At 58.6% G+C, this 24977-nt stretch carries 19 protein-coding genes and 2 pseudogenes; 11 read left to right on the top strand and 10 right to left on the bottom strand.

The window, feature by feature from the left end; translation table 11 throughout:
• Positions 1-165 precede the first annotated feature (165 nt).
• Together groL and groES are read right to left on the bottom strand one after the other, a co-directional pair.
• Positions 166-1806, bottom strand: a complete 1641-nt coding sequence (groL, locus tag B0G82_RS02435; RefSeq protein ID WP_121306543.1) for a chaperonin GroEL — start codon at positions 1804-1806, stop codon at positions 166-168.
• Positions 1807-1861: 55 nt separating this feature from the next.
• Complete coding sequence (groES, locus tag B0G82_RS02440; RefSeq protein ID WP_008923887.1) at positions 1862-2152, bottom strand: co-chaperone GroES; 291 nt, start codon at positions 2150-2152, stop codon at positions 1862-1864.
• 944 nt (positions 2153-3096) lie between these two features.
• Here groES and B0G82_RS02445 point away from each other — a divergent pair.
• Positions 3097-3675: a GNAT family N-acetyltransferase gene (locus tag B0G82_RS02445; protein ID WP_121306544.1), complete on the top strand. Its 579-nt coding sequence runs from the start codon at positions 3097-3099 to the stop codon at positions 3673-3675.
• 84 nt (positions 3676-3759) lie between these two features.
• On the opposite strand, the gene B0G82_RS02450 is transcribed toward B0G82_RS02445, so the two are convergent.
• Complete coding sequence (locus B0G82_RS02450; protein ID WP_121306545.1) at positions 3760-4197, bottom strand: GNAT family N-acetyltransferase; 438 nt, start codon at positions 4195-4197, stop codon at positions 3760-3762.
• A gap of 455 nt (positions 4198-4652) precedes the next feature.
• Between B0G82_RS02450 and B0G82_RS02455 the strand changes: the two genes are divergently transcribed.
• Complete coding sequence (locus B0G82_RS02455; protein ID WP_121306546.1) at positions 4653-6395, top strand: methyl-accepting chemotaxis protein; 1743 nt, start codon at positions 4653-4655, stop codon at positions 6393-6395.
• A gap of 288 nt (positions 6396-6683) precedes the next feature.
• Here B0G82_RS02455 and B0G82_RS02460 read toward each other — a convergent pair whose 3' ends face one another.
• The gene (locus B0G82_RS02460) at positions 6684-7757 is read right to left on the bottom strand and encodes a porin (protein ID WP_121306547.1); all 1074 of its coding nucleotides are present in this window, start codon (positions 7755-7757) and stop codon (positions 6684-6686) included.
• A gap of 187 nt (positions 7758-7944) precedes the next feature.
• A pseudogene (locus B0G82_RS02465) lies at positions 7945-8472 on the bottom strand (MFS transporter); the annotation flags it as partial.
• 103 nt (positions 8473-8575) lie between these two features.
• On the opposite strand from B0G82_RS02465, the gene istA reads away from it, so the two are divergent.
• The gene (gene istA, locus B0G82_RS02470) at positions 8576-10102 is read left to right on the top strand and encodes an IS21 family transposase (protein WP_121306548.1); all 1527 of its coding nucleotides are present in this window, start codon (positions 8576-8578) and stop codon (positions 10100-10102) included.
• Positions 10092-10868, top strand: a complete 777-nt coding sequence (gene istB, locus B0G82_RS02475; RefSeq protein ID WP_121306549.1) for an IS21-like element helper ATPase IstB — start codon at positions 10092-10094, stop codon at positions 10866-10868. The genes istA and istB overlap by 11 nt, the downstream gene beginning before the upstream one ends.
• 72 nt (positions 10869-10940) lie before the next feature.
• Here the strand turns inward: istB and B0G82_RS02480 are convergent.
• Positions 10941-11864, bottom strand: a pseudogene (locus tag B0G82_RS02480) (MFS transporter); the annotation flags it as partial.
• 237 nt (positions 11865-12101) lie between these two features.
• Positions 12102-13025 (bottom strand): dihydrodipicolinate synthase family protein, encoded by a 924-nt coding sequence (locus B0G82_RS02485; protein ID WP_106286124.1) that lies wholly within the window; start codon positions 13023-13025, stop codon positions 12102-12104.
• Positions 13026-13211: 186 nt separating this feature from the next.
• On the opposite strand from B0G82_RS02485, the gene B0G82_RS02490 reads away from it, so the two are divergent.
• Positions 13212-14156, top strand: a complete 945-nt coding sequence (locus tag B0G82_RS02490) for a LysR family transcriptional regulator (protein WP_116142729.1) — start codon at positions 13212-13214, stop codon at positions 14154-14156.
• A 137-nt stretch (positions 14157-14293) separates the two neighbouring features.
• Positions 14294-14551 (top strand): DUF4148 domain-containing protein, encoded by a 258-nt coding sequence (locus B0G82_RS02495; RefSeq protein WP_121306550.1) that lies wholly within the window; start codon positions 14294-14296, stop codon positions 14549-14551.
• A 229-nt stretch (positions 14552-14780) separates the two neighbouring features.
• Here B0G82_RS02495 and B0G82_RS02500 read toward each other — a convergent pair whose 3' ends face one another.
• Positions 14781-15737 carry an AraC family transcriptional regulator gene (locus B0G82_RS02500; RefSeq protein WP_121306551.1) on the bottom strand — a complete coding sequence of 319 codons (957 nt, stop codon included), beginning with the start codon at positions 15735-15737 and terminating at the stop codon, positions 14781-14783.
• Between the two features lie 94 nt (positions 15738-15831).
• Here B0G82_RS02500 and B0G82_RS02505 point away from each other — a divergent pair, with 94 nt between their 5' ends.
• The 5 genes from B0G82_RS02505 to B0G82_RS02525 all read left to right on the top strand — a co-directional run bounded on the left by B0G82_RS02505 (position 15832) and on the right by B0G82_RS02525 (position 20584).
• The gene (locus tag B0G82_RS02505) at positions 15832-17076 is read left to right on the top strand and encodes a DUF1479 domain-containing protein (RefSeq protein ID WP_121306552.1); all 1245 of its coding nucleotides are present in this window, start codon (positions 15832-15834) and stop codon (positions 17074-17076) included.
• An 88-nt stretch (positions 17077-17164) separates the two neighbouring features.
• Positions 17165-18397, top strand: coding sequence for an ABC transporter substrate-binding protein (locus tag B0G82_RS02510; protein WP_199730117.1), 1233 nt, complete (start codon positions 17165-17167; stop codon positions 18395-18397).
• Positions 18398-18828: 431 nt separating this feature from the next.
• Positions 18829-19545 carry a transposase gene (locus tag B0G82_RS02515; protein WP_121306554.1) on the top strand — a complete coding sequence of 239 codons (717 nt, stop codon included), beginning with the start codon at positions 18829-18831 and terminating at the stop codon, positions 19543-19545.
• A 314-nt stretch (positions 19546-19859) separates the two neighbouring features.
• The gene (locus B0G82_RS02520; RefSeq protein ID WP_121306555.1) at positions 19860-20141 is read left to right on the top strand and encodes a hypothetical protein; all 282 of its coding nucleotides are present in this window, start codon (positions 19860-19862) and stop codon (positions 20139-20141) included.
• A gap of 38 nt (positions 20142-20179) precedes the next feature.
• The gene (locus tag B0G82_RS02525; RefSeq protein WP_121306556.1) at positions 20180-20584 is read left to right on the top strand and encodes a DUF2471 domain-containing protein; all 405 of its coding nucleotides are present in this window, start codon (positions 20180-20182) and stop codon (positions 20582-20584) included.
• A 513-nt stretch (positions 20585-21097) separates the two neighbouring features.
• On the opposite strand, the gene B0G82_RS02530 is transcribed toward B0G82_RS02525, so the two are convergent.
• Positions 21098-22261: a hypothetical protein gene (locus tag B0G82_RS02530; protein ID WP_116142737.1), complete on the bottom strand. Its 1164-nt coding sequence runs from the start codon at positions 22259-22261 to the stop codon at positions 21098-21100.
• Positions 22262-22303: 42 nt separating this feature from the next.
• Positions 22304-24658: a polysaccharide biosynthesis tyrosine autokinase gene (locus tag B0G82_RS02535; RefSeq protein ID WP_121306557.1), complete on the bottom strand. Its 2355-nt coding sequence runs from the start codon at positions 24656-24658 to the stop codon at positions 22304-22306.
• Positions 24659-24977 lie beyond the last annotated feature (319 nt).

A 24977-nucleotide genomic window follows, 5' to 3' on the forward strand; every position in this document is an offset into this window, starting at 1 on the left:
GGCGCGGAGCGTCGGCTGCCCTCTGATCCGGGCGCTTCTGCCTGCAGCGAGCGCCCATAAAAAAACCCGCATTTCTGCGGGTTTTTTCGTTTGGGAAGCACGCCTTGCGGCGCGCTTCCCCATGTGCTTCCAACTGAGCCTCCAGACGAGGAGGCCCAATCGAAATTACATGTCCATGCCCATGCCGCCCATGCCGCCGGGCATACCGCCGGCCATCGGAGCGTCTTCCTTCGGCAGTTCGCAAACAGCTGCGTCGGTCGTCAACAGCAGGCCAGCGACCGAAGCTGCGTTTTGCAGCGCCGTGCGCGTCACCTTCGTCGGGTCGACAACACCAGCGTCGACCAGGTCGACATACTCGCCGGTTGCTGCGTTGTAGCCGTAGTTGCCTTGGCCAGCAGCAACAGCTGCCACGACGACGCTGGCTTCTTCGCCACCGTTCGTGACGATCTGGCGCAGCGGCTCTTCCATCGCGCGCAGCACGATCTTGATACCTGCGTCCTGATCGGCGTTAGCGCCCTTCAGGCCGGCGATTGCCGTACGTGCACGGATCAGCGCGACGCCGCCGCCAGCCACGATGCCTTCTTCCACAGCTGCGCGCGTTGCGTGCAGTGCGTCTTCGACACGTGCCTTCTTTTCCTTCATTTCGACTTCGGTCGCAGCGCCGACCTTGATCACCGCAACACCGCCTGCCAGCTTGGCAACGCGCTCTTGCAGCTTTTCACGGTCGTAGTCCGACGTTGCTTCTTCGATTTGCGTGCGAACCTGCTTCACACGCGCTTCGATGGTGGCTGCTTCGCCAGCGCCGTCGATGATCGTGGTGTTTTCCTTGCCCACTTCGATACGCTTCGCTTGACCCAGTTCAGCCAGCGTTGCCTTTTCGAGCGTCAGGCCGGTTTCTTCAGCGATGACTTGACCGCCGGTCAGGATCGCGATGTCTTCCAGCATGGCCTTACGACGATCGCCGAAGCCCGGAGCCTTGACAGCAACAGTCTTCAGGATGCCGCGGATGTTGTTCACCACCAGCGTAGCCAGCGCTTCGCCTTCGACGTCTTCCGCGATGATCAGCAGCGGACGGCCAGCCTTGGCGACCTGTTCCAGTACCGGCAGCAGATCACGGATGTTCGACACCTTCTTGTCGTGCAGCAGCACGAACGGGTTTTCGAGCACGGCGACTTGCTTGTCCGGGTTGTTGATGAAGTACGGCGACAGGTAGCCGCGGTCGAATTGCATACCTTCGACCACGTCCAGCTCGTCTTGCAGCGACTTGCCGTCTTCAACCGTGATGACGCCTTCCTTGCCGACCTTGTCCATCGCTTCAGCGATACGATCGCCGATCGACGAGTCGCTGTTCGCCGAAATCGCGCCGACTTGTGCGATTTCCTTGTTGGTCGTGCACGGCTTGCTGATCTTGCGCAGTTCTTCGATTGCGGCCGTCACAGCCTTGTCGATACCGCGCTTCAGGTCCATCGGGTTCATGCCCGATGCAACGTACTTCATGCCTTCGCGGACGATCGACTGAGCCAGGACCGTTGCGGTCGTGGTGCCGTCACCTGCGTTGTCGCTGGTCTTGGAAGCCACTTCCTTGACCATTTGCGCGCCCATGTTCTGGAGCTTGTCTTTCAGTTCGATCTCTTTCGCGACCGACACACCGTCCTTCGTGACCGTCGGGCCGCCGAAGCTGCGTTCCAGGACAACGTTGCGACCCTTCGGGCCCAGCGTGACCTTCACAGCGTTCGCGAGGATATTCACGCCTTCAACCATCTTGGCACGGGCGGAATCACCGAATACGACGTCTTTAGCTGCCATCTTCTAACTCCTTGAATTCTTTAAGATACGACCGGGAAAAGCAGCGACTTGCCGCTTACTTCTGCACCACGGCCATGATGTCTTCTTCGCGCATCACGAGCAGTTCGTTGCCGTCGACCTTAACGGTCTGGCCTGCGTATTTACCGAACAGAACGCGGTCACCCACCTTCACGTCGAGCGCGATTGCCGCGCCCTTGTCGTCACGCTTGCCCGGACCGACTGCCAGAATTTCGCCTTGATCCGGCTTTTCTGCTGCGGCTTCGGGGATCACGATGCCCGACGCGGTCTTGGTTTCTTGATCCAGACGTTTGACGATCACGCGATCATGCAAAGGACGAAGGTTCATACATACTCCTCTCTTGATTGAGACTGAAGAACGCTGAGAAAACCCGGCTGGCGGAGCCAACCGGCGATGTTGTTAGCACTCTCGTGCAGCGAGTGCTAATTATATGGACGGGTGGTGACAAATTCAAGAAGGGATGGTGCGGTTATCAAGATTCGTGTCGAGATTCGCTTAACTTTGAACTTTGTTCGCTTAAGTTTGAACCGACGACTGTGCGCCCGGACACCGCAACGGCGCACACTTTCCATAAGAAACAACGAGTTAGAACTGGGGCCGCCGTGATACACGGGTTGTGAACGCTGCTACGAAACCTAGCCGTTTCTGGCGAAGCCGCCTCGCAAAACCAAGTGGTCAACATTCGTTCAAGGGTAAACCCCCAAGAAAGGATCGCCCCCTTCCGCAATGGTCTGGGAATTCGAAAAACACCGTGCAGCCCGCGACCCTATCGCTCTCGTCGTGCAGCCGCTCTGGATTCAGATGTTCGATCAATTCATCACCTGGCCATGCGAAACGACGGCGTAAAGGAGTCGCTGGACAAGCCCGCTTCACTACCTCTTCCATAGCGGCTTCAAACGATTCACCAGCATCACGCTTCCCCGTTGAGCTGGGCAAACTCACTATCGCCACAAGTTCAGACAGCTGGGATAGATTGTGGCCGCGCCTTTCATTCATGTGCGTCACCAGTTCGTCATCGCTCGATGGCAGAATTTCGAGGCCGGATATTGAGAGGTCGGTCGAGTAGTAAAACGCGTGGCCGTTCCGGAGACCGTCAATGATTGATCCCTTGAGGAGTCAATCCGTGAGTCGGCTTCATACATCGCGGCCGTTGACAGACAACGCTCTTGGCTTTTCCCAGAGCGGACATTGAGTCACTTGTCGCCAGTCGAATTGTTGACGAAGAATTTCTGACTAAACATACTCTCCCGCGTTTTCAACGGAGAGCCCCAGTGACGAGTGTTCACATCGACGTACTACCGCGGGAAATTTCAACGGCACGCCTGAAACTTGTGCCGGCATGTGAGCAGTTCACGCATGAGTTGCGGGAATACTCCATTGAAAATCGCGCTCACCTACAGCCTTGGGAACCGCTTCGAGACGAAAGCTTCTTCGACACTGAATCCATTTGTCACCGGCTGTCGACAATGGCGCATAACAACAGTTCGGGAGTCGCGGTGCATCTCCTTCTCATTTCGTCGGGAACCGGCGAAATAGTCGGTGATTGCAACTTCACGAACATCGTGCGCGGGCCCTTTCAGGCATGTCATCTTGGATTTTCGCTTGCAAAGCGGTTTGAAGGACAAGGTCTGATGTACGAAGCATTGACGTCTGCCATTACTTATATCTTTGACGAAATTGGGTTGCACAGAATAATGGCGAATTTTAGGCCCGAAAATTTTCGTAGCGAACAACTATTAAAACGGCTAGGGTTCGAGCGTGAAGGCTTGGCTCGGTCCTATCTAAGGATCAATGGAGTATGGGCCGACCACGTGCTCACATCGCTAATCAACCAAATTCCAGAACGTTAAACCAGTCTTGCAGCCTTCGCTCCGACCTTTCGATTTCCGTGGGCTTAAAGCACCCGGTGCCATCAGGGGTCGCCGGTCGCCGGCTCACGCGTTCGGAACATCCACCAAGGTCCGAATCCGCTTTCCCATCTCGAACGCGCGAATCTCGTAGCCAAGTTCCTGGTACAGATTGACTGCCTGTTCGTTAAATTCCCAAACGGCTAGTCTGATATCCGTGGCACCTTGGTTCCGCGCCCACTCTTCTGCGAGTTTGATAAGAGAGCTGCCGACCCCGCGTCCTCTGATTTGTTCTGAGACCGCGACGGAGCCGATGCGACCAGCGACGATCGGCTGCAATAACGGGCTTATCGGCTTCACCACCTGAATCGTAATGAAGCCGACGGCTTTGCTGCCAAGCTCAGCAAGGAACGCTGCTCGATCTTCTCCTTGCAGGCTGGAGAGCCAGTGCGGCTTGTCGCGGGCGAATTCTGTGGCGGCATCCGCACAGATACCGACGCGCGCGAGAAATTTCAAATCACACATCGCGAGCGGACCGCAACCAATCCAATCCGGTCAGTCGAGTCACGACAGGACCGGCAGTTAGCAGGTTCGAAAGAGAGGCCCGACGCTTCCCATTTCCGCGATCGCGTCCATTCAAAGCAATCGATAGCTCATTTCGTTGGTACAGCTTATGAACGAATGGCGGCCTGCAGTCACTCAGATTAATCATCAGACAAAAATCTACCCGCTTGCTGTCGTCTGCGAGCCTAACAAGATGCTTCCTTCATTAAAAAAAACAATAGCGCGAGAACGTTTGCGAGTCGCTACCTGGGGAACCTCGCCCTTCAGGATCTTTGCCTTATAGCCGTAGTACCTGATGCGGGTGACTGATTTATCCGTTGAACAAGAACATCCCGCACTCCAGCATCTTCGAGGGCGTTAGCGCGGCAGCGATCCGCCATCGTCCTTATTTACTACGCTTTCAGTGGAATCGAAACATGAACTTTAATCAGCTGTCAGTGAAAGCCAGACTCACGTGGGCGTTCGGCGTACTAGCCGCGCTGGTTCTTGTGGTCTCAGGCATTTCGTTAAAGGCATTGAGCGATTCCAATGACCAGTTCTCAGGTTACATCTCGGGCGTCAACGCCGGCGGAGACATGGTCGTGGGCGTTCGGACCGCCGTTGACCAACGGGCTATCGCCGCTCGCAATCTGGTGCTGGTGACGAAGCCGGAGGATCTGGCGATTGAAAAAGCTGCGGTGACGCAGGCCCACGAAACCGTCGCCAACCGCCTTCGAAAGCTTAACGAGATGGTCGCCAATGCCAGCGACGTGACCGCTAAGGCGCGCGAGCTCGTGGCCGAGATCAATCGTGTCGAATCGCTTTACGGACCGGTTGCGTCGGCTATCGTCGACCTTGCTTTGAACGGCAAGCATGACGCAGCCATCACGAAGATGAATGACGAATGCCGGCCACTGCTCGCTGCATTGGTCAAGGCGACGCAGGCTTACGCGGACTACGCCAATAGCGTTGAGTCGCAGTTGGTGCAGGAAGCGGCCGAGCACTACGCCAGCCAAAGGAATGTGTTGATCGCCATTTGCCTGGCGGCGGCCTTGGCCGCGGCGCTGGCTGGTGTGCTGATTACCCGCAGTTTGACGCGTGCTCTCGGCGCGGAGCCGGCCGCACTGGGCGAAGTCACCCAGCGCGTGGCTGGTGGGGATCTGAGCCCCGTGCTGGGGGCGAACAATGCGCCTGCCGGGAGCGTGCTGGCCTCGATGGGCGAGATGCAGGCAAGCCTCGTGCGTCTGATCGGCCAGGTTCGCGCCTCCGCGGACAGCATTGCCACCGGTTCGAGCCAGATCGCATCTGGCAACGTCGATCTTTCTTCCCGCACGGAACAGCAGGCGGCTTCACTGCAGGAAACCGCTGCGAGTATGGAAGAGCTGACATCAACAGTGAAGCAGAATGCCGAAAACGCGCAGCAGGCGAGTTCTCTCTCGGCCAATGCGTCCGAAGTAGCGGGACGGGGGAATGAGGTTGTCAGTCAGGTGGTCGATACGATGGGCGAGATCAGCACGAGTTCCACCAAGATCGCGGATATCACGGGAATCATTGAAGGGATTGCTTTCCAGACCAACATCCTCGCGCTGAATGCGGCGGTGGAAGCAGCCCGTGCGGGTGAGCAGGGACGTGGGTTCGCGGTGGTCGCAAGCGAAGTGCGCAGCCTCGCCCAGCGCTCGTCCAGCGCGGCAAAGGAAATCAAGGATCTGATCAACGCCTCTGTGCAGAAGATCCAGAATGGCTCGTCGCTTGCGAATGAGGCGGGCAAGACGATGTCCGAGGTCACGCAGGCCGTGGCGCGGGTGACCGACATCATGGGTGAAATCGCTGCTGCGTCGACCGAACAGAGCCGAGGCATTGAGCAGGTCAACCAGGCGATCACGCAGATGGACGAGGTCACGCAGCAGAACGCCGCGCTGGTGGAGGAAGCGGCAGCAGCATCGAAATCACTCGAGGATCAGGGGCGGCAGTTGAACCAGGCGATTTCGTTCTTCCGCCTGGATTCCCAGGCCGCCGCGCATGCAACGGGCGGATCCGCCAAGCCGTCAACCGGCCCGGCAACCCGCGCAGCGCGGCCGGCGATGAGGAAGGCTGCAACGCCCGTCCGGCCGGTCGCGGTGCCTCGTCTGGCAGGTGCCAGCGCAACGGCTGTCAACAGCGAAGGCTGGGACTCGTTCTGAGTTGCTTGAACGACACAATCAACGGAGCCCGCCATGGAAACGATGGAAAGGGCTCACGCCGCTATCCCCGCGAGATTCGCCGTCGCGCATGCGGCCGCGGCGAATCCCGATCAGACGGAGGCTGCATCGCACCTGGCCGGAGTATTCCTGAATTTCCGCCTGGTGCGGAAGAGTACAGCGTAGACATTCTGCAGGTCCAGGATATCCGCTCGTATGAAGCGCGTAACCCCTCTTCACCGCCGAGCTTTTTCGGCGACAGGAAGCGACTACAAAGAAGCGAAACGCTTTCTAGAACGTGTGTCGAATGCCGACGGCAAATGTGTTGCCGATGGGATGGTCGCTCAGCTTGTCAATGGAGTAAATCGCGTAAATGTCCGTCCGCTTGGACAACAGATGATCGTAACCGAGAGCGGCAGTGTTTCGAAGGGTGTTGGTCGTATGCGTAGGCCCTGACCGTTGTGTGCGTGCCCACTCCGCAAGCAGGAAGTCAGCGGGCGAGAACGGGATCGACAAACCGGCCTCGTAAGTGTGGCTGCCTGTAGGCGTACTCACGTCACTCGTCATCGCCCACGCCCCGTACAGCGTCGCGACTTTGAAATCGTACGCTGCGCCCGCGAGATAGGCATACTGCGCTCCCACCGGCCCTGCTGCGGTGTACCGCACTCGCTGGCCGGACAGCACTGCCGTGAGGCCGTGACCTTGATAATTCAAGTGAACGCCGAGGTTACCAATGCCAGGCGAACCCGCAACGCCACCCAGGCCGTAGATTACCGTTGCGCCGAAACCTTTTAAGTCTGGGGTCGTGTACTTGGCAGTGTTATTCCACGCTGTATCTCCGATGATTGTGCCGCCATAATTGGCCACGAATGTCTGGACAACGAGCGGCGAAAAGACGACAGATGATCCGAATGGATTGACAAGGGACTCTGCCGTATAGGTCGGGTTTCTGTGTCGTCCCAAGGTTAATTGGCCGAAGTCGCCTTTAAATCCCACGTACGCATTGCGTGACCAGAATGGGTCCGTCGCATTGCGACCCTGCGCGCCGTTTTGGGGCTGGAAAAAGCTCTCGAGGGCGAAGATGGCACTGACGCCGCCGCCTAGGTCTTCGTTGCCGCGGATTCCCCAGAAGGAAGTGGTGAGTCCACCGCTCCCCATCAGTACCGCAGATTGCGGCGTGTCGCTGCGTTTGACACTCCCGACATAGGTGCCGATGAGGCCATAAAGCTGGACCTGCGAGCCGCTATCTGCGCGGGCGCCGACAGAAGTCAATGCTAAAACTGAGCAGATCATCGCTGTAAGTCCAAGCGTACCAACAATTCTCCGCATGGGAGAACTGGCCATTGCCCGTTGCGCCTTTTTCATTTCGGTTGTCTCCATTCATATTCTTTTGAATGATCTTTTTCGTGCGTCAGCACTAAGTACTGCTTATGGGCCGGCCTGTAGTGCTAGCGCGTGTCACAATCATGTCGGCAAAGCTAACGGTATTACGCACCAGGTGGCTCCTTCCCTGGAGTCATATCCGGAGAAGGAGTCACAGCGACTCAAGAAGCTACGGGGAGATCTCTTCGAGAGCGCGATTGGTCGTCTCCACCATTCGCGCGGCGACGAAAAAACCCACTGCGCTGACCACGGCAAACATGACGAATACCGCAGCGATGCCCTTCCCTGTCAATACGACACCGACGATCGCTGGCGCTGCAGCAGAGGCTGCTCGCAACCAGGAAGTCGCGAGACCAGTACCGATGGCGCGCATCCGGGTCGGATAGATTTCAGGGGTGTAAAGGTACAGAAGTACAGTCGTGGTTGCTATCACGGCGTAGGCCGACGATCCCAGGAGCATCACTGACCATGCGCTGCCGGCTCCATGAATGCCCAGAGCGGCGAGCAGTATGGCGCTGATGATGAAACAAGCCATTGCCCAGCGGCGGCGCCCTACACGGTCTATCAGTAACGCGCAGGCAAGCACCCCGCACGTGCTGAGAACATTCGAGATTGACGCCATGTGAAGCGACTCTTGCAGCGGCAGATGGTAGACGGTCCTGTAGAGGCTGGGCAGCCAGTTGTTAATGCCATTGGCTGTTGATTTGCACCGAATCCTGACCCAGCCTGCGCAGTAATTTGCATCGAATATTGACCCACGTAGAACACTGACCTGCTCGGCAACGGGCAGGGGAAACGGAGTGATCGACGTGGCTATATTGAGCATCATCCGACGCTGGCACTTTCGCGATCATGTCTCGTTGCGCGAGATTGCCAAACGGCTGGGCGTGTCCAGAAACACGGTCAGGCGTTACATACGGGCCGGCACCGTACTGCCCGCCTATCCCGAACGCCACAGCCCCAGCAAGCTCGACGGGTTTGCTGCGAAGCTTGCTGGGTGGTTGAAGACCGAGGCGACGCGGCCCCGCAAACAGCGTAGAACCCTCAAGCAGATTCACGCGGACCTCTGCGTGCTGGGCTTTACTGGCTCCTATGACCGTGTTGCGGCGTTTGCCCGGCGCTGGCGACAGGAGCAGCACGAGCAGGCAAATACGACCGGGCGCGGGACGTTCGTTCCCCTCCGGTTTGCCGCTGGCGAAGCGTTCCAGTTCGACTGGAGCGAGGACTGGGCCGTCATCAACGGCGAGCGTACCAAGCTGCAGGTCGCGCAACTCAAGCTCAGCCACAGCCGTGCCTTCTTCCTGAGGGCTTATCTACTACAGACCCACGAGATGCTGTTCGACGCGCACCATCATGCGTTCGTAGCGTGGGGCGGCATTCCGCGCCGCGGCATCTACGACAACATGAAGACCGCCGTCGACAGGGTGCGCCCCGGCAAGGTCCGCGAGGTCAACGCGCGGTTCAGCGCGATGGTAAGCCACTACCTGTTTGACGCCGAGTTCTGCAACGTCGCCTCCGGCTGGGAGAAGGGGCAGATCGAGAAGAACGTCCAGGACAGTCGCCACCGGCTCTGGCAGAAGGTGCCGACGTTTGGCTCGCTGGCGGCGTTGAACGACTGGCTGGCCGATCAGTGCGTGCTGCTCTGGCAGCAGACGCGGCACCCCGAGCAGGACACGACGATCTGGGATGCGTGGTCCGCCGAGCGTCCCCATCTGATGCCGGTGGGCCAGCCGTTCGATGGTTTCGTTGAACACACCAAACGCGTCTCGCCGACCTGCCTTGTGAACTTCGAGCGCAACCGCTACAGCGTGCCGGCGTCGTTCGCCAACCGGCCCATCAGTCTGCGCGTCTACGCAGCCAGACTCGTGTTCGTCGCCGAAGGCCAGGTGATTGCCGAGCACGAGCGCTGTATCAACCGCAGCCATGACCACGGCGAAACCATTTACGACTGGCGTCACTACCTGGCAGTCCTGCAGCGCAAACCGGGAGCGCTTCGCAACGGTGCACCCTTCGCCGAGTTTCCAGCTGGCTTCCGCAAGCTGCAGGGCGTGCTGATGAAGCGCCCCGGCGGCGACCGGGAGATGGTCGAGATTCTGGCGCTGGTCCTGCTGCACGATGAACAGATGGTGCTCACTGCAGTCGAGCTGGCCTTTGAGGCCGGCGCACCGAACAAGCAGACGGTGCTGAACATCCTGAGCCGGCTGCTCGACAGCCCGCCTGTGCCGCCGCTGCAGACGCCACAGGCCTTCGCACTGAAGGTTGAGCCACAGGCCAACGTGGGCCGCTACGACCGCCTGAGGAATCGGGAGGACGATCATGCAGCCTGACGTCATGATGCAGATGCTCAAGTCCCTCAAGCTGCACGGTATGGCACAGGCGTTAGGCGAGCTCGCCGCGCAGGACTCGCCGGCCTACAAGTCAGCTTCGCTGGTGCTTGCCGGGTTGCTCAAGGCGGAAATCGCAGAGCGCGAAGTGCGCTCGCTCGCGTACCAGATGAAGGCGGCACGCTTCCCGGCGTATCGCGACATCGGCGGCTTCGATTTCAGCTGCAGCGACGCCAACGAAGCGCTGGTGCGTCAGTTGTACGAGTGTGAGTTCATCGACTCGGCGCACAACATCGTTCTGGTGGGTGGGCCGGGCACTGGAAAGACCCATCTGGCAACCGCGATCGGAGTGCAGGCGCTTGAGCATCATCGCCGCCGCGTGCGCTTCTTCTCCACCATCGAACTGGTCAATGCCCTTGAGCAGGAGAAGCTCGTGGGCAAGCCCGGACAGCTCGCAACACGACTTGTGTATGCCGACCTCGTGGTGCTGGATGAACTCGGCTATCTGCCATTCAGCCAGACCGGCGGTGCGCTGCTGTTCCACCTGCTCAGCAAGCTCTACGAACGAACCAGCATCATCATCACCACCAATCTGAGCTTCGCCGAATGGGCCAGTGTGTTTGGCGACGCAAAGATGACGACGGCGCTGCTCGACCGGCTCACGCACCACTGCCACATTGTAGAAACAGGCAACGATAGCTATCGTTTCAGAAACAGCACGACGCAACCAAAGAAGGAGAGAAAGAAGACCCAGATACCCACCGAATAACCCGCAAGCTGCTCCAACGGGTGGGTCAGAATTCAATGCAAATCGTGGGTCAGGATTCAGTGCAAATCAACACCCATTGGCCACAAAATAGGAGCTCGCCCAGAGCAACCACACGACAACGGTGCGTCCTCTGTAGAACGGGGAGAAGAGCTCTTTCCAGGTTCCTTTCTTCTTCGACTGGAGTCCGTTCAGAAGGCTCACAACACGCTCGTCGACTTCGGCCCGCTGCGTTTGTGTGTCGAGGCTGCGCTTCGCCGTGCTTGCCTCCAGACGCTCGATGATTCGTTCCGCCTTATCGAAACGCCCCCTTGCAATGAGCCAACGCGGCGATTCCGGAAGGCGTGCGATCAGGATCGCTACGGCGATGCCCGGAATCCCGCCGATAAGGAACATGTACTCCCAGCCGAAGCGTGGGACGATGAAGGCACCGAGTTGCGCGGCCGCAAGAAGACCCAGCGGAAAAATGAGTTCGTACAGGATGAAGAAACGTCCTCGGCCATGGGCTTGAGAAAGTTCGTTAATGTAAGTGGCCGCCACGGGCACTTCTCCGCCTACTCCAATACCTTGCAGGAAGCGCATCAAGAAGAGCATAGGCAAGTTGCCGGTGAAGGCGCATACGATGCTCATTGCGGACATGGCACCGACCGTTATCGTGGCGCTCGGCACCCGGCCAATGCGCTCGGCAAGCCAACCGAACACCAACGCTCCTACGACCTGGCCAAGATAGCCGGCGGCAATGAGCGCGCCAATCTGGCCGGGGGAAAGATGCCAGAGGCCGACGAGCACCGGAAGCACGAAAGCAAGCGAGAGGGCGTCAAACGCGTCAAAGAGGGTCGCGCTGCCCATGACGATGCGTGCCTTGGTGTGCCACCTGCAGAACGGTACGTTCTCGATGCGGAACAGCAGGTTCGCCGCACGCAGTTGCTCGCTGACCGCGCGTGTTTCGCTCTGTGGTTGACCAATGCCCACGCCGTAGGCGGTCGAAGGGGTGTTCATGCTGTCTCCTGTAAAGCTGCATTTTATGGACCCTCGGTCTTGTTCTTGTTTTTGAAGCACCGATCGCTTTTGTCTCTTATTGTGTCGCGACGTGGGAGCTTTTTTGGTCGTTTCCCGATCCTGTTATGGACGACTCGCGGAACGAGGTTTCGCGAGTCGCCGTTACTGCTCAACGCTTATAGCGAAGCGAAGCATCGCTTCGCTATCGTCATGCGGCTAAGGTGTGCCGCTCCCCCGTCAGTCGACGAGGCCGGCTGAACGAAGCGCGTCAGCGATCTCGACGTCCGCGCCTTCCGCGAGCGGCAGCAACGGCGAGCGCACCGTCGCGTGCTCGAGAATGCCGCGGGCCACGAGGCCGTGCTTGAGTGCAACGGTGCCTTCCATGTGCGAGCCGCGGTGGTACACATTGCGCGTCACGGGCAGCAGGCGATCATGGATCGCGCGAGCTGCCTTGTAGTCTTTCGCCTTGCCCGCCTTGATCAGTTCGATGAGCGGCTCGGGGGCCAGGCCGCCATAGCCGACGAGCGCGCCATCGACATCAAACATCGTGTGCAGCAGATATTCGTCGTGGCAGGTGAGGATTTGCAGTTCGGGACGCTCGCGGCGAATGATGGGAATCTCCACGTCCCAGCGGCGCATGTTGCGCACGCCGTTCTTCATCGCGAATACGCCAGGCTGCGCGGCGATTTCCAGTTGTGTTTCGAGGTTGTAGGTTGCCTTGGTGGCATCCGGATACTGGAACAGGATGAGCGGCAGGCCGCTGCCTTCGTAGATGGCGCGATATCGGTCTTGCGGTGCGCCCTTCTGATAACCGAAGCGCAGCCAGCCGTGCGACGGGTACACCAGACCGGCCGACGCACCGGCTTCCACGGCACGCTTCGCTTCTTCGACAGCCACTTCGGTGCCTTCCAGCGTGATACCGGCGATGACCGGGATCTTGCCGTCAACGGACTTCACGAAGCTTTGGATAACTTCGGCCTGTTCTTTCTGTGTGAGGAACGTACCTTCACCAGCGTGGCCAAGAACCGTCAGACCTTTAACCCCCTCGATGCCGCCGAGCCAGGAACCCAGCCGTTGAATTGCTGCGTGGTCCACCGCTCCGTCGCGGGTGAAGGGTGTAACGGGTGCCGGGACCAAACCGCGCAGATCGATCGCTTTCATGACGTCTCCATCCAAATTGAGCTTTTCGGCTCCTCTTTCCGCAGAGGAGAGCCCGCTGCTCGTTTCGCTTCAAGCCGGAACAACGGTGCATGCGTTGCAGTGTAGGGATGGACGACTCATGCGAGAACTGTTTAACTTTGCATTTCAGCTATACTGATTTGACATATCTCATCGAGAGGCCTAGCGGTGGACTACGCTGCCTGGAAGCTGTTTATCGACGCTGCGGAACTCGGAAGCCTGAGCAAGGCCGCGGTTGCCTATGGGACAAGTCAGCCGCACATCAGCCGCCAGATTGTTGAGCTTGAGCAGTACTGCGGTGGCCGTTTGTTTCAGCGAACCGGAAGAGGCGTGGTATTGACCGAGTTGGGAGCGCGTATCGCCCCGCGCGTGAGGGTATGGCTGGCCAGTACAGAGCAGTTGTCAAACGACATCCGCAGTACGGCGGGAGAGCCAATCGGCGTGGTCAGGATTGGGATCCTGCCCTCAACCGCGCATCCGCTTGTCAGCACCCTTTACCATCGCCTTCGAGAACTTTATCCGCTGGTGCAACTACAGGTTCGCGAAGGTCAAGGTGCGTTGCTGGAAACGTGGTTGGAAAACGGCAGCGTCGACATCGCAATACTTTTTCGAAACAGTCCAACGCCGAAAAACGGTGACGAGTATCTGGTTGAGGCCGCGACTTACCTGGTCGGCGCAGAGGGCGATCCTTTGTTAAAGCAACCTACGATTGCTTTTTCAAAACTCGATGGGATTCCGCTGGTCTCTTTCTGCCGCCCCAACAGCTGGCGCGACCGACTCGAGCAAATTGCCGGTGAACACCGGATCTCCCTGAACTTTGCGGCGGAAGCGGACTCTTTGAGTCTGCAGGCGCATATCGTTGCCGATGGCGGCGTCTATGCGTTGCTCGGACCTTACGCGATTGCCAACCTTGAAAAGGAGTGCCGGCTGCAGGCGTCGATGGTGGTCGAACCTACAGTGCCTCGCTTCATTGCGCTTGCCATGTCGCCCCACGGCGAACTGACACTCGCTTGCCGCACGGTCATGCAACTCACCAAGGAAATAGCGCGTTCGCGGAACCTTTCATCCGACCTCCAGCGGGGCGTGTCCGCAGCGTTTTTGCGCTCCATTTAAAGGGCTGAAATCCGGCGCGCAGAAATCGCGTTTCGCAATTCACTTTTGTTTTTTCAAGGGTAACTAACTATATTTCGGCAGCTATACTCCTTCGGGTGCTTGCCGTAACGGCCGAACACTGCCCTCGTAGGTGTGCGATGAAAAAGATTGTCCTTGCGACCGCGTTCGCGTTGCTCGCCTCTTCTCCAATAGCTTCGTTTGCCCAAACCGACGCTCCGGCAACCCGAGCACAAGTACGCGCGGAACTTGCTGACCTCGAACGCGCTGGGTACAACCCTATCCCTGACGACGTGGATTACCCGATCAGGCTGAACAACGCTGAAGCTCGATTGCAAGCCGACCGGATGGCGTCGCAACGCCAGGCTGCGAACCAGTCGGCCACGCAGCAACGGTAAACCTATTACGCTTTTACGGCCCAGACGGGCACCCATCGTTGCGCTCGGCTGCCTTGTAGGACGCCGTCGGTTTGCAAAATGGCAGCTCGTCGAGATAGGCGGCCTGTCGAGGACTGCACGGCGCGCGCATCACTATCTCCTACCGTCTTCGAGCCTACCGTCGCGACCCAATGGAATACCGCAGCGTCGTTCTCTAGCGAATATTTCGGCGCCCGGCCGCTCGCCGGCGTTACGCAATGGATTTCGCCAGTCGCGGGTTCCGTTGCAACGAAGGCGAGCGTTCGTTGATGCGCGGACCGGTGTCTGTTTCGGCGATATCGCCGGCCGCGAACTGTTTGCGGTAAGCAGCGGGCGTGAGTTCTTTCAATGCCTTGAACTGTCGGTTGAAGTTGGCGACGTTCGGAAATCCAGACCGGGCTGCAACGACGGAAACAGGCGTGGAGGTATGCGCGAGCATCCGGCACGCATGTCCAATCCTGACCCGCGCTATATATCGGCCGACGCTCTCTCCAATGTGCTGCTCGAAGTAGCGCGCCAGCGAACGCTCCGACACGTTCGCAGCCTCGCAAAGTTCGGATAAACGCAGCGGCTCGGCGAAGCGCGAATCGATCATCGAAAGCACGCGATTGATACGCTCCGGTTCGTGGCCCGAAGGACCCTCTTTCCGGTCGCTGAATGCGGCAGGCGAAGCGAGCGGTTCAGCGGGTGCTTCCGCTAGCGCGCACAAAACGTCCAGCACGATCGCAAGGCGTTGTCGCGGCGCGCTGGACAGCAGATTGTCGAGCTGACCGTGCATGGCGACGCCGACCTCGGGACCGAATGCCAGCCCGCACGCCGCCCGCCGTAGCAGGTTGCGCAAAGGCGCATATTCCGGGCAGACATCCGCCAGCCGCCGCGCCCAGTCGCCGCCGAACCAGATCACGATCGCAACCTGAGGAGACGCTGCGTCAATCGAGCGGTTCGACGCCCACGTATGAGGAAGATTCGGCGGCACGAGAACCAGGTCTTCCTCTACATAGTCTGCAATCGAATCCCCGATATAACGCTTGCCCTGACTGTTCAACGTCAAGGTCAGTTCGTACTCGGGATGATGGTGCCATTCGAACGGAATGCGCGGCAGACGCCGATGGTAAACCCGGACCGAGCAGTCGTCGCCAAATTCGACATGTTCGTACGCTGGTTTCATGGCAGAAAGCGCAAAGAAATTGTCTGAATGGTATCACTTTTGTGGATGCGGTCGGCCTATCCTGCGGACATAGCAGAACCGACAAGGAGACGACATGGCACTCATCATCGACGATCTGCCGGCAGCCATCCGGCAGGCCAAGCAGGAGCTTCGCGCACGACTTCCGAACTATCGTGATGTTTTCGCCGAGGTGGATGAAACAATCCGAGCCGAAGCCAGCAGAATTGCCGCGCAACGCAAGCGCGGCGAAAACGTGATCCCCGAAATCCAGTTCTCCGACATCGCGGAGCAGCGCGTGAGCGCCGAGCAGATCGAGTTCGTCAAAACGCGTGGTGCGTGTGTGATCCGCAATGTATTCGACCGCACTCTGGTGGAAGGGTGGGACCGCGACATCGCGGACTACGTCGAACGCAACGACCTGGATACGCGCCTGCAGAACCGCGCCGAGGACAAATACTTTGGCCAGCTCGCGTCGAGCAAACCACAGATTTACGGCGTGTACTGGTCAAAGCCGCAGGTCCTCGCACGCCAGGCGCCGTCGCTGACTGCGGCCCGTGTCTTTCTGAACCGGTTATGGCGCAACGAGAGTGAAGGCCGCGTTCATTTCGATCCAGAGCGGGTGCCGGTTTACGCGGACCGGATGCGTCGACGGCCGCCTGGTTCCGAGTCATTGGGCTTGTCCGCGCACTGCGACGGCGGCTCGGTCGAGCGGTGGATCGAGGCGAATTTCCGCAAGGTGTACCGGCATGTTTTCGACGGCAACTGGCGTCGATATGACCCGTTCGACGCAGCGTTCCGGCCGGACGTAGAGGAGATTGCGTCGCCCGCCGTATGTTCGATGTTCCGCACGTTTCAGGGCTGGACCGCACTGACGCCGCAAGGTCCCGGGGACGGCACGTTGCAACTCGTACCGATTGCGAATTCGATGGCCTATATCCTGTTGCGCGCCCTTCAGGACGATGTCGCCGACGACGACCTGTGCGGCGCGATGCCAGGCCGCGCGCTTTCCATCAAGCCGGAATTTCATGCGCCGCTTTTCGACGCGCTTTCATCGATTCCCCACATGCGGGCGGGCGACACCGTGTTCTGGCACAGCGACGTGATCCATGCCGTGGAAGACGCGCACCGCGGCGCAGGCTACAGCAACGTGATGTATATCGCGTCGGCGCCTGCGTGCGCCAAGAACGACGAATACCTCAAGCGCCAGTTGCCTAGCTTCCTTGAGGGCAAGAGTCCGCCTGACTTCCCCACTGACCATTTCGAAGTCGACTTCGTGGGACGCGCAACCGTCGGAGATCTGACACCGCTCGGTAAAGCCCAACTCGGTTTCGATCTGTAAGCGCTACCCTGGCGCACGCCTTCGCGGCGTGCGCCTGTCTGGTGATTCATAAAGAAAATTAACGGAGACAACAATGAACAGAACATTCATGTCAGCTGCAATTGTCGCAGCGGCGCTCGCCACAAACGCACAGGTCGCAAGTGCTGCCGAGTCGCTTTCGGTATTGCATTGGTGGACCTCGGGCGGTGAATCGAAGGCGATCAGAGTGCTTAAAGACGACATGAATAAACAGGGTTACGAGTGGAAAGACTTCGCCGTAGCCGGAGGAGCCGGGGCGGCTGCCATGACGGCGTTGAAAACGCAGGTCATGTCCGGCAACGCGCCGTCGGCTGCGCAGATCAAGGGACCCTTGATACAGGACTGGGCTGATCAAGGCGTGCTGGTCGATATAGACAAGTCCGCGACCGACTGGAAAGCGCAACTTCCAGCGCAGATCAACAAGACCATGATGTCGAAAGGCCACTATGTGGCCGCGCCATTCTCGGTCCACCGAATCAACTGGCTGTGGATCAACAAAGCCGCCCTCGACAAAGTGGGCGGCAAGGCGCCGACGACATGGCCCGAGTTCTTCGCGCTAGCCGACAGGTTCCGGGCTGCGGGCATTACGCCCGTCGCGCGTGGCGGCCAGCCTTGGCAAGACATGACCATCTGGGAGACGGTCGTACTTTCTCAGGGCGCGGATTTTTATCGCAAGGCCATGATCGATCTCGACCAGAAAACACTCACTTCGCCCCAGATGTTGCAGGTGTTCCAGACTGTCCGGAACATTCAGGGTTACTTCGACAAAGGCTCGACTGGTCGCGACTGGAATCTCGCGACCGCCATGGTCATCAACGGCTCGGGCGGGATGCAATTCATGGGGGACTGGGCGAAAGGTGAGTTCGCCAATGCGAACAAGAAGGCCGACGTTGACTATATCTGCGCGGCTGCGCCCGGTACGTCGAACGCTTTCACCTACACAGTAGATTCGTTCGTGTTTTTCCAGCAGAACGGCAAGAAAGAAGCGACGCCTGGACAGCTTGCGTTGGCCAGGACAATCATGTCCCCCGCCTTCCAGGAGCAATTCAGTCTTTACAAGGGTTCCATTCCGGTGAGGCAGGATGTTGCAATGGACAAATTCGACGCCTGCGCGAGGAAGTCGTACGCAGACGAGCAAACCACAATCAAATCCAACACGTTCTTTCCGTCGTTCGCGTTTGGTGATGTTCAGTCCTCAGCCACCGAAGGCGCGATTACCGACGTCGTGACGGGTTTCATGAACTCGAACGAAGACCCGCAAGAGGCGGTGCGCAAAGTCGCCGCTGCAGCGAAGATCAAATAGGTACGAGCTTCCGGGCCACCTCGAGAAAATCAAGTGGTCATGCAAGGTCATTCGAGGATATGGGGTGACCTTTATGAACGTCTCCTCCATGTCTCCATGATGTGGATTTAGCCCGCCATTCGCGCGGGCTTCTTTTCTTTGGAGATCTCCTCAACCACCCCACTGTTGTGTAGCCTGACACGTATTTAGCGCCAGATGATACAGCCGGAGCGGCTGGAGACACATAGCGCGGCCCTGCATTCAGCGGTGACATAAAAAGATGCTGCTGGCGACCGGCAAATCAACGAAAAGAGGCCAGAAAAAAGCCCTGTTCGCGACGCAACCGCGCGCACATGACCGATAGAATTTCTTCCGATGCGCACGTTACGCAATTCCACGCGCCCGATACCTGTCGGATCGTTTTCTCACATCGGAATTCCGCTTAATTCAGCATGACACGGCTTGCACGGCACTACGTCCCAGACCAACCACAGCACGTTATCCTGCAGGGGCTCACAGGGCCTGCATTCCTGGACGAAGGCGACTACCGCTACTTCCTCGCCTGCCTGGCAGACGCGGCGCGCGTCGCCGATCTGGCAGTCCACGCGTGGGTACTCATGCCTGATTCGGTACAGCTGCTCGTCACGCCTTCGTACGAGTCGAGCGTAGCCATGGCGATGCAGGCGATCGGCCGTCGCTATATCGACACCTTCAACCGACGCCATGGACGCCGCGGCACGGTGTGGCGCGGCGAGTACCGCGCAACCGTGATCGAGCCCGACCGGTATTTCCTGCTCGCGAGCCAGGTCATCGATCATGCGCCGGTGCGCAACCGCGTTGTGGGCGATCCGGGAAACTACCGGTGGTCGAGCTACGCGCACCACGTCGGGCTGCGTGTCGATAGCTTCATCAAGGACCATCCACTCTACCGGGCGCTCGGCCATACGCCGTCCGAGCGCCACCAGGCTTACCGCGATCTCGGCGCACAGGCCCTCGACGAACGCGATGTCGATGACCTGATGCAGTCGACCCTCAAGGGCTGGGTGCTCGGCAGCGCCACATATTGCGAGTGGGCGGCGCAGACAGCCAATCGACGTTTGATGCCCCTGCTGCTGCGTGACCGGCCGCGCAAAGTTCAGACGACGCGCGCCCTCGAACACGTGGGTTGATTGATAGATCGTCGTGGGTAGGAAGGCTCATGGCAGTGTAAGCATTCCCGTATGCCCACATTTTGCTGATGCGATAAGGCCGCAATAGCTGCGCCTCCAACGTCACGCTCGCTGGACTTTATAAACGCTCACCTCGCGCCAGATAATCGAGCAGAGGTGCGTCGTCAGCCGCCTCCGCGTGCCCGACTGCCAGCTACGCACCGACTGCAATCGTCCTCCTCTCCTCCGCTAAATCCGACATCCTGCGAATTGACTTGCATCCTGGTCAAATACTGTATAAATTCCCAGTACTGTTTTTATATACAGGATCGGTCATGAATCAACTCATCCGCATCTTGAACGACGGTGACCGCGAAACGCTCACGTGGTTACGCAAGCATGTTGGAGACGTGCGCGTGGCCGCTGCGGCGCGGCATCTGGGGAGTAACGGCAAACCGTACGTGTCCGCCGTGTGCCGCTATCTCGGCGTGCGTCCGCCTGCCCCTCATCAACATAGCCGGCCTGTTGAAGACTGCACGGTCGGCGATAACTATCTAGCCCAGATCCGCGAGTTGTTGGCACAGCGAAACCGGGCGTTGTTGAAGCATCGACTTTAATGCTGCGAGTTATTGCGAGTCCTCAGGGAAATAACAATATGGTTAACGACGCTACTCCCGATATGGAAGTCCACGACTTCAACCCTGCCGCCCTCGAACGCGCACTCCGCAGCGCGTCGCTCGATCTGCAGCAGATCATTGCCACGGTCGCGGGTCGTCACCTCGATACCGGTCGTCGCCGCTACTCAAACAGCGCGCGATTGACCACCTGGCGCACGCTGCTCGCAATCGACGAACAGGTCTTTGAGAATCGGGGCTTCCTGGCGAGACACAACGAGATCGTACGTTCGACGTTTGTCCGGTTTGAGGACAGCCGGTTGTCCGGGATGGATCTCGACGAACCCGTGGACTGGCGGCGTGACGACGACAACCTGCCAGCCGTGTACCTGCTCGTGCGCGCACTGGTGCAGGACGACGCTGCTGACGGGGCCGCGCAGGACTGAAGCGTGGATATCGGCCCTTATAGGGTTGAATGCGCTTCAGGAGGTTCAAAGTTAAATGAGCCAAATTCCAAATAGTTCAGACTTAAACGAACCACGAGTTCAGGTTGGCTGAGCTTTTAAACAAAAAGTTACCCTGTGCCCAGTTGTCCCACAACGGTGCGCGCGCAGTCCCGCCCCCACGCCTTTTGCAATGGCATCGGACCGCGGCGGATTCAAGCAGACATTCCTGCGGCAAATGGCCTGGAGCCGTGGCAGGCTGTTCAAACGAACCGACGTGTCCGTCGTTGCATTGGACGCCGCGCCCAATGCGACCGCGGTAAATAGCAGGGCACCGAGGGTCCTAGCTGCGGGGTGCCTGTGCATACCGGACGACGGGTCACCAGCGGCAGCTGGCGGACACTTTTCGCGCCCCGAAATGCTGGACTTTTCGGAATCCAACGCGCACATCCCCGCACAGATCAAAAAAACAAAATGCGCGGGTGGAGCGAAGTTGCACTCGTCGTTTCGACACGATCAACTTGTCTTGCAATACTTTGGAAGTGGCTGGTATCGACTCAAGTTTTCCACACGGTGTGCGCTATATGCCGCGAATCGCGGCCAGTAACAAATCAAATACGCGAGCGGAATGAAGGAAGTGACAGTAGTCACGTTGACAGTCGCACTTATAAACAGGAATATCATCATGACGAAACCATCGCTCGCGGTAAACGCAATGACGGCGAAAACGACAAGTGCACCGAACAGCCCCAATTCCGCAATTGTGGCGGGAAGACCGCCAAACAGCGCACCGAGCGCCATGTCTTCCTGGATTAAGCGGATGTATGGAAGATATTTGTAGTGAGCCATGATTTCTGCTGCAGTGACGCCCTTAACGATATCCTCCAGCCGCGCGTCGAACATGAACGCGTAGCCGGCCAACCGGTGGCCAAATGTGTCCGATCCGAAAAAGTCGTTGGATGCAAGGTACACCGAAATCACTGACATCACCACGTAGTAGGCGCCCATTATCACCAGCGGATGGATCGAGCGCAACCTGTCGCGAAAGGGATAGACCGCTGCAAAAAGGAAAAGCACCATCGACGACTTCGAGAAGCTGATGAAAAGACCGAAGAGATAAAGAGCGATGAGTTTTTTATTGGGCGAATCGCTGTAAAGATGCAGGATAAGCGACGCCGCAAGCAGCGAAGAGAAGAACCCCGCCTCGCGCGAGAATCCCGAGACACGGGTAAAGAAGAAGACCTCATAGAAGTTCGTGTACGTCATTGTCGCGTTGTCGCCCCAGATCAGCTGCGAGAGATTCGTTGGGCCGAGCTGGTACGAGAAGTCACGATCGATGTAGTACATCGCAAACTGCACGGTTGCGAACAGAATGTTGATGACCATCCACGGATGAAGGTAACTAATGCGGCGCTCTGCCGTGTACATCAGGTAACCGATGCAGATGCCGATCGACAGAACCCGCACGGCTGCCGAAGGAGAAGTTAGCGCGCATGCCAAAGCCGCAATCAGCAATGGGCCGACCCAGCGGCGTGCCGTACTCGCGAGAAAGCGGGAAAAATCCGGATCCAGAAACGGAATCACGATATAGAAGTAAAGCGTGGTCCCGTCCACCTGTGGATTGAGAATCACGCAGGTAAAAAACATATAGAAAAGTACGGATACTAGTCTGGAGTACATTGCTTTCTCAATGCAAGATGCGCAACAACCGTCAGGTTGCGATCACGAAGCGCCATGCTCTACAGGTGGCGGAGTACTTGCCGCGGAGTAGGCCGCCGCATAGCTGTAGCTGCGTTTTTCACTGCGCCGTCGTGGCATCGCGTTGAATATCATGCCGATCAGACGCGCACCCGCACGCTCGAGACCTTGCGCGGTGTCCTCCAGCTCTCGTTCGCTCTGAGCGTTCGGGCGTACCACGAGCACTGTCGATCCCGCGAGAGAAGCGATCAGGTTTGCATCACTAACTGCCAGCACTGGCGGTGTGTCGATGATGACCACGTCATACAGTCCGCCAAGACGGTCAAGTAGTTGTTGCATGCGAGGTGTCGAGAGCAACCGGGACGGATTGGACGGATACCGGCCCGCAGCGATGAACGAGAGTCCATGAACGTCGGTGTTTTGAGTGACGGCACCGGCATCGACCTCACCACTCAGAATTTCAGCGAGGCCACCTCTGTTGGTCCGCTTCATGATGGCGGCCAAATGGCCTCGGCGCATATCGCCGTCGATCAGCAACACCCGCTTGCCGGCTTCCGCGCTCAGGACAGCCAGATTTGACGAGATAAAGCTTTTTCCAGTACCGGGCGTTGCGCCCGTCACGACAAGCACGTTGTTCGGGGCGTCCTGAATCTGCCGTTGCAATGACGCACGTATGCTTCGCAAAGCTTCGAGCGGCATGTCGTCATAGCCGTCGGTGGCGAGCAGGAAGCGGCCGCCGGCCAACACGGGGTCTTGCGGAGCAGAGCCCCCATAGGTCAATCTCGGCGGCGATCCCGTTACCCTCTCGTCCCCTGTTTGCTGTGCTCGGCCCGAAAGCCCTTTCTTTGCCGGCGGCAGGTTCAAATTCTGCGCACGGTCCAGGCGGGCCTGCTCGTCACTGAACAGCACGTGGCCAAAAACAGGCAGGTTCAGATGTCGCTCGGCTACCAGCGAATTTTCGAGCGAGGAAGACCATAGGCGCCGGATAAAGATGTACAGGAACGCCGCGATCAGGCCGCCGGCGGCGCCCACGCCGATCACCAGCGGGCGCTTGGGTTTCACAGGGTCAACGGGCAACAACGCGGTATCGATGATGTGTACGTTCCCAAGCGTCCCAGCCTGTGTCACCGCGAGTTCGTTGGATTTGTTGACCATCGCGACATAGATGTCCTCGGCCACCTTGACGTTACGCGTGAGGTCGGCCGAGCGACGCTCTGATGCGGGTAACTGGTCGAAGCGCGCTTCGAACGCACTCTTGGCATTTTGAAGTAGTGCAAGTTGGCTAACGATAGTCTGGACGTCACGCGAGTTCGGCGCAAAATGACTTTCCAACGCCGCTTTCTGTACCTTGAGTGTCGCGATCTGGCGATCGAACTCAATGCTTCCCTGCAGGTAGGACGCGGCTTCGGTACCCGCCTGCATCGAACTCGATGCAGTTCTGTACTGGCTCAGTTCGGCCTCTGCCTGCGTCAGGTTGGCGCGAAGCTGCGGCAGTTCTCCAATGATAAAGTCCCGAGTGGTAAGGGCCTCGGCGCGGTGCTGCGCGATATGAGACGCGATATAGCCTTGCGCGATGCCGTTGGCGATCGACCGGGCCAATTCCGGATCGGTGTTTTCGTAGACGATCTGCACGACACCGGTGTCCTTACCCGATTCGCTGACCTTCAACTGATGCTGGAAACGTTCGATTGCCTTGGCCTCACTTAAGCGCACTAACGTGAATTCGGTTCCGGGGCGTGCAACGAGCCGATCCATCGTGAGAGCAACGCCATTGGCTTGAGACGGCACGCCGGGCGTGCCCACAAGCAATGTCCGCCCGTTCTGATCGGCGAGACGGTAGCGGCCGTCAGCAAGCGCGGTCAACTTCAATGATTGGTCTTCGAGGCGGGCCGGCACGGTCAGCGAACCGACGGACGCCTCCTCTCCGCCCCATGCATAGGAACTCAAGCCGATGGGAGCCGGCATCGGCGAGCCCGGTGTGGCGAATTGCCGAATCATCGCCCCAATAACAGGGACGCGCTTCGGTATTATTAAGGTATCCTGTTTGAATTTCCTGATTACCGGCGCAATCACGCTCCGGCTTTGGATAATCTGAATCTCAGCCTCGGTGGGTAGCGTGGGCGGAATAACCCGCTCCTGCGCCTTTGACGCTTCACCGAGCGCATAGGGCTGAGGGAAATCAACTTTGACCAACGCATCGGCGGAATAGATTGGGGTCGCCGCGAATGCATAAAGCGCGGCCAGTCCCGTGACCAGCGCGACAATGCCGGCGATCAACCACACGTTATCTACGATCTGACGTGCCAGTTCACGGGCTGACAATGCATCAGCGTTATTTTGTAGCACGATTGGCGGAGTATGGGAAAAACTCGGATTCATACGACGAACTCCTTGTTTGTTGGAGCCGGAGTGAACCACTAACCGGCAAATCCTCTCCCCGAACGCGCCTCGCCGATCGAACGGCGCATCAGATTGAATCAGGCATCATCACGCTTTGGTGGGGATCAGGGGGCTCGTTGGCGGCAGGGGTCTTGCAGTCCGGTCTCACCTGACAGATTGCGGCGCCGCAGCGATAGCGTCTGTGCTTTACCGCACAAGACTCCCAAATCGCGTTATCCGAGGTGTTGCCCGCCAAATAGAAACAGCCCGCGGCTTGCAGGAAGCGCGCGGGCTGCGGGAGCGGGGTTTGCTACCCCAA

It is taken from the genome of Paraburkholderia sp. BL17N1 (genome assembly GCF_003634175.1).
Classification (GTDB): domain Bacteria; phylum Pseudomonadota; class Gammaproteobacteria; order Burkholderiales; family Burkholderiaceae; genus Paraburkholderia.

Excerpts from the sequence above, each read along its gene's own strand:
- groL (WP_121306543.1), bottom strand. The coding sequence starts at position 1,806 with ATGGCAGCTAAAGACGTCGTATTCGGTGATTCCGCCCGTGCCAAGATG.
- groES (WP_008923887.1), bottom strand. The coding sequence starts at position 2,152 with ATGAACCTTCGTCCTTTGCATGATCGCGTGATCGTCAAACGTCTGGAT.
- B0G82_RS02450 (WP_121306545.1), bottom strand. The coding sequence starts at position 4,197 with ATGTGTGATTTGAAATTTCTCGCGCGCGTCGGTATCTGTGCGGATGCC.
- B0G82_RS02455 (WP_121306546.1), top strand. The coding sequence starts at position 4,653 with ATGAACTTTAATCAGCTGTCAGTGAAAGCCAGACTCACGTGGGCGTTC.
- B0G82_RS02460 (WP_121306547.1), bottom strand. The coding sequence starts at position 7,757 with ATGAAAAAGGCGCAACGGGCAATGGCCAGTTCTCCCATGCGGAGAATT.
- istB (WP_121306549.1), top strand. The coding sequence starts at position 10,092 with ATGCAGCCTGACGTCATGATGCAGATGCTCAAGTCCCTCAAGCTGCAC.
- B0G82_RS02485 (WP_106286124.1), bottom strand. The coding sequence starts at position 13,025 with ATGAAAGCGATCGATCTGCGCGGTTTGGTCCCGGCACCCGTTACACCC.
- B0G82_RS02495 (WP_121306550.1), top strand. The coding sequence starts at position 14,294 with ATGAAAAAGATTGTCCTTGCGACCGCGTTCGCGTTGCTCGCCTCTTCT.
- B0G82_RS02500 (WP_121306551.1), bottom strand. The coding sequence starts at position 15,737 with ATGAAACCAGCGTACGAACATGTCGAATTTGGCGACGACTGCTCGGTC.
- B0G82_RS02505 (WP_121306552.1), top strand. The coding sequence starts at position 15,832 with ATGGCACTCATCATCGACGATCTGCCGGCAGCCATCCGGCAGGCCAAG.
- B0G82_RS02510 (WP_199730117.1), top strand. The coding sequence starts at position 17,165 with ATGTCAGCTGCAATTGTCGCAGCGGCGCTCGCCACAAACGCACAGGTC.
- B0G82_RS02515 (WP_121306554.1), top strand. The coding sequence starts at position 18,829 with ATGACACGGCTTGCACGGCACTACGTCCCAGACCAACCACAGCACGTT.
- B0G82_RS02520 (WP_121306555.1), top strand. The coding sequence starts at position 19,860 with ATGAATCAACTCATCCGCATCTTGAACGACGGTGACCGCGAAACGCTC.
- B0G82_RS02525 (WP_121306556.1), top strand. The coding sequence starts at position 20,180 with ATGGTTAACGACGCTACTCCCGATATGGAAGTCCACGACTTCAACCCT.
- B0G82_RS02530 (WP_116142737.1), bottom strand. The coding sequence starts at position 22,261 with ATGTACTCCAGACTAGTATCCGTACTTTTCTATATGTTTTTTACCTGC.
- B0G82_RS02535 (WP_121306557.1), bottom strand. The coding sequence starts at position 24,658 with ATGAATCCGAGTTTTTCCCATACTCCGCCAATCGTGCTACAAAATAAC.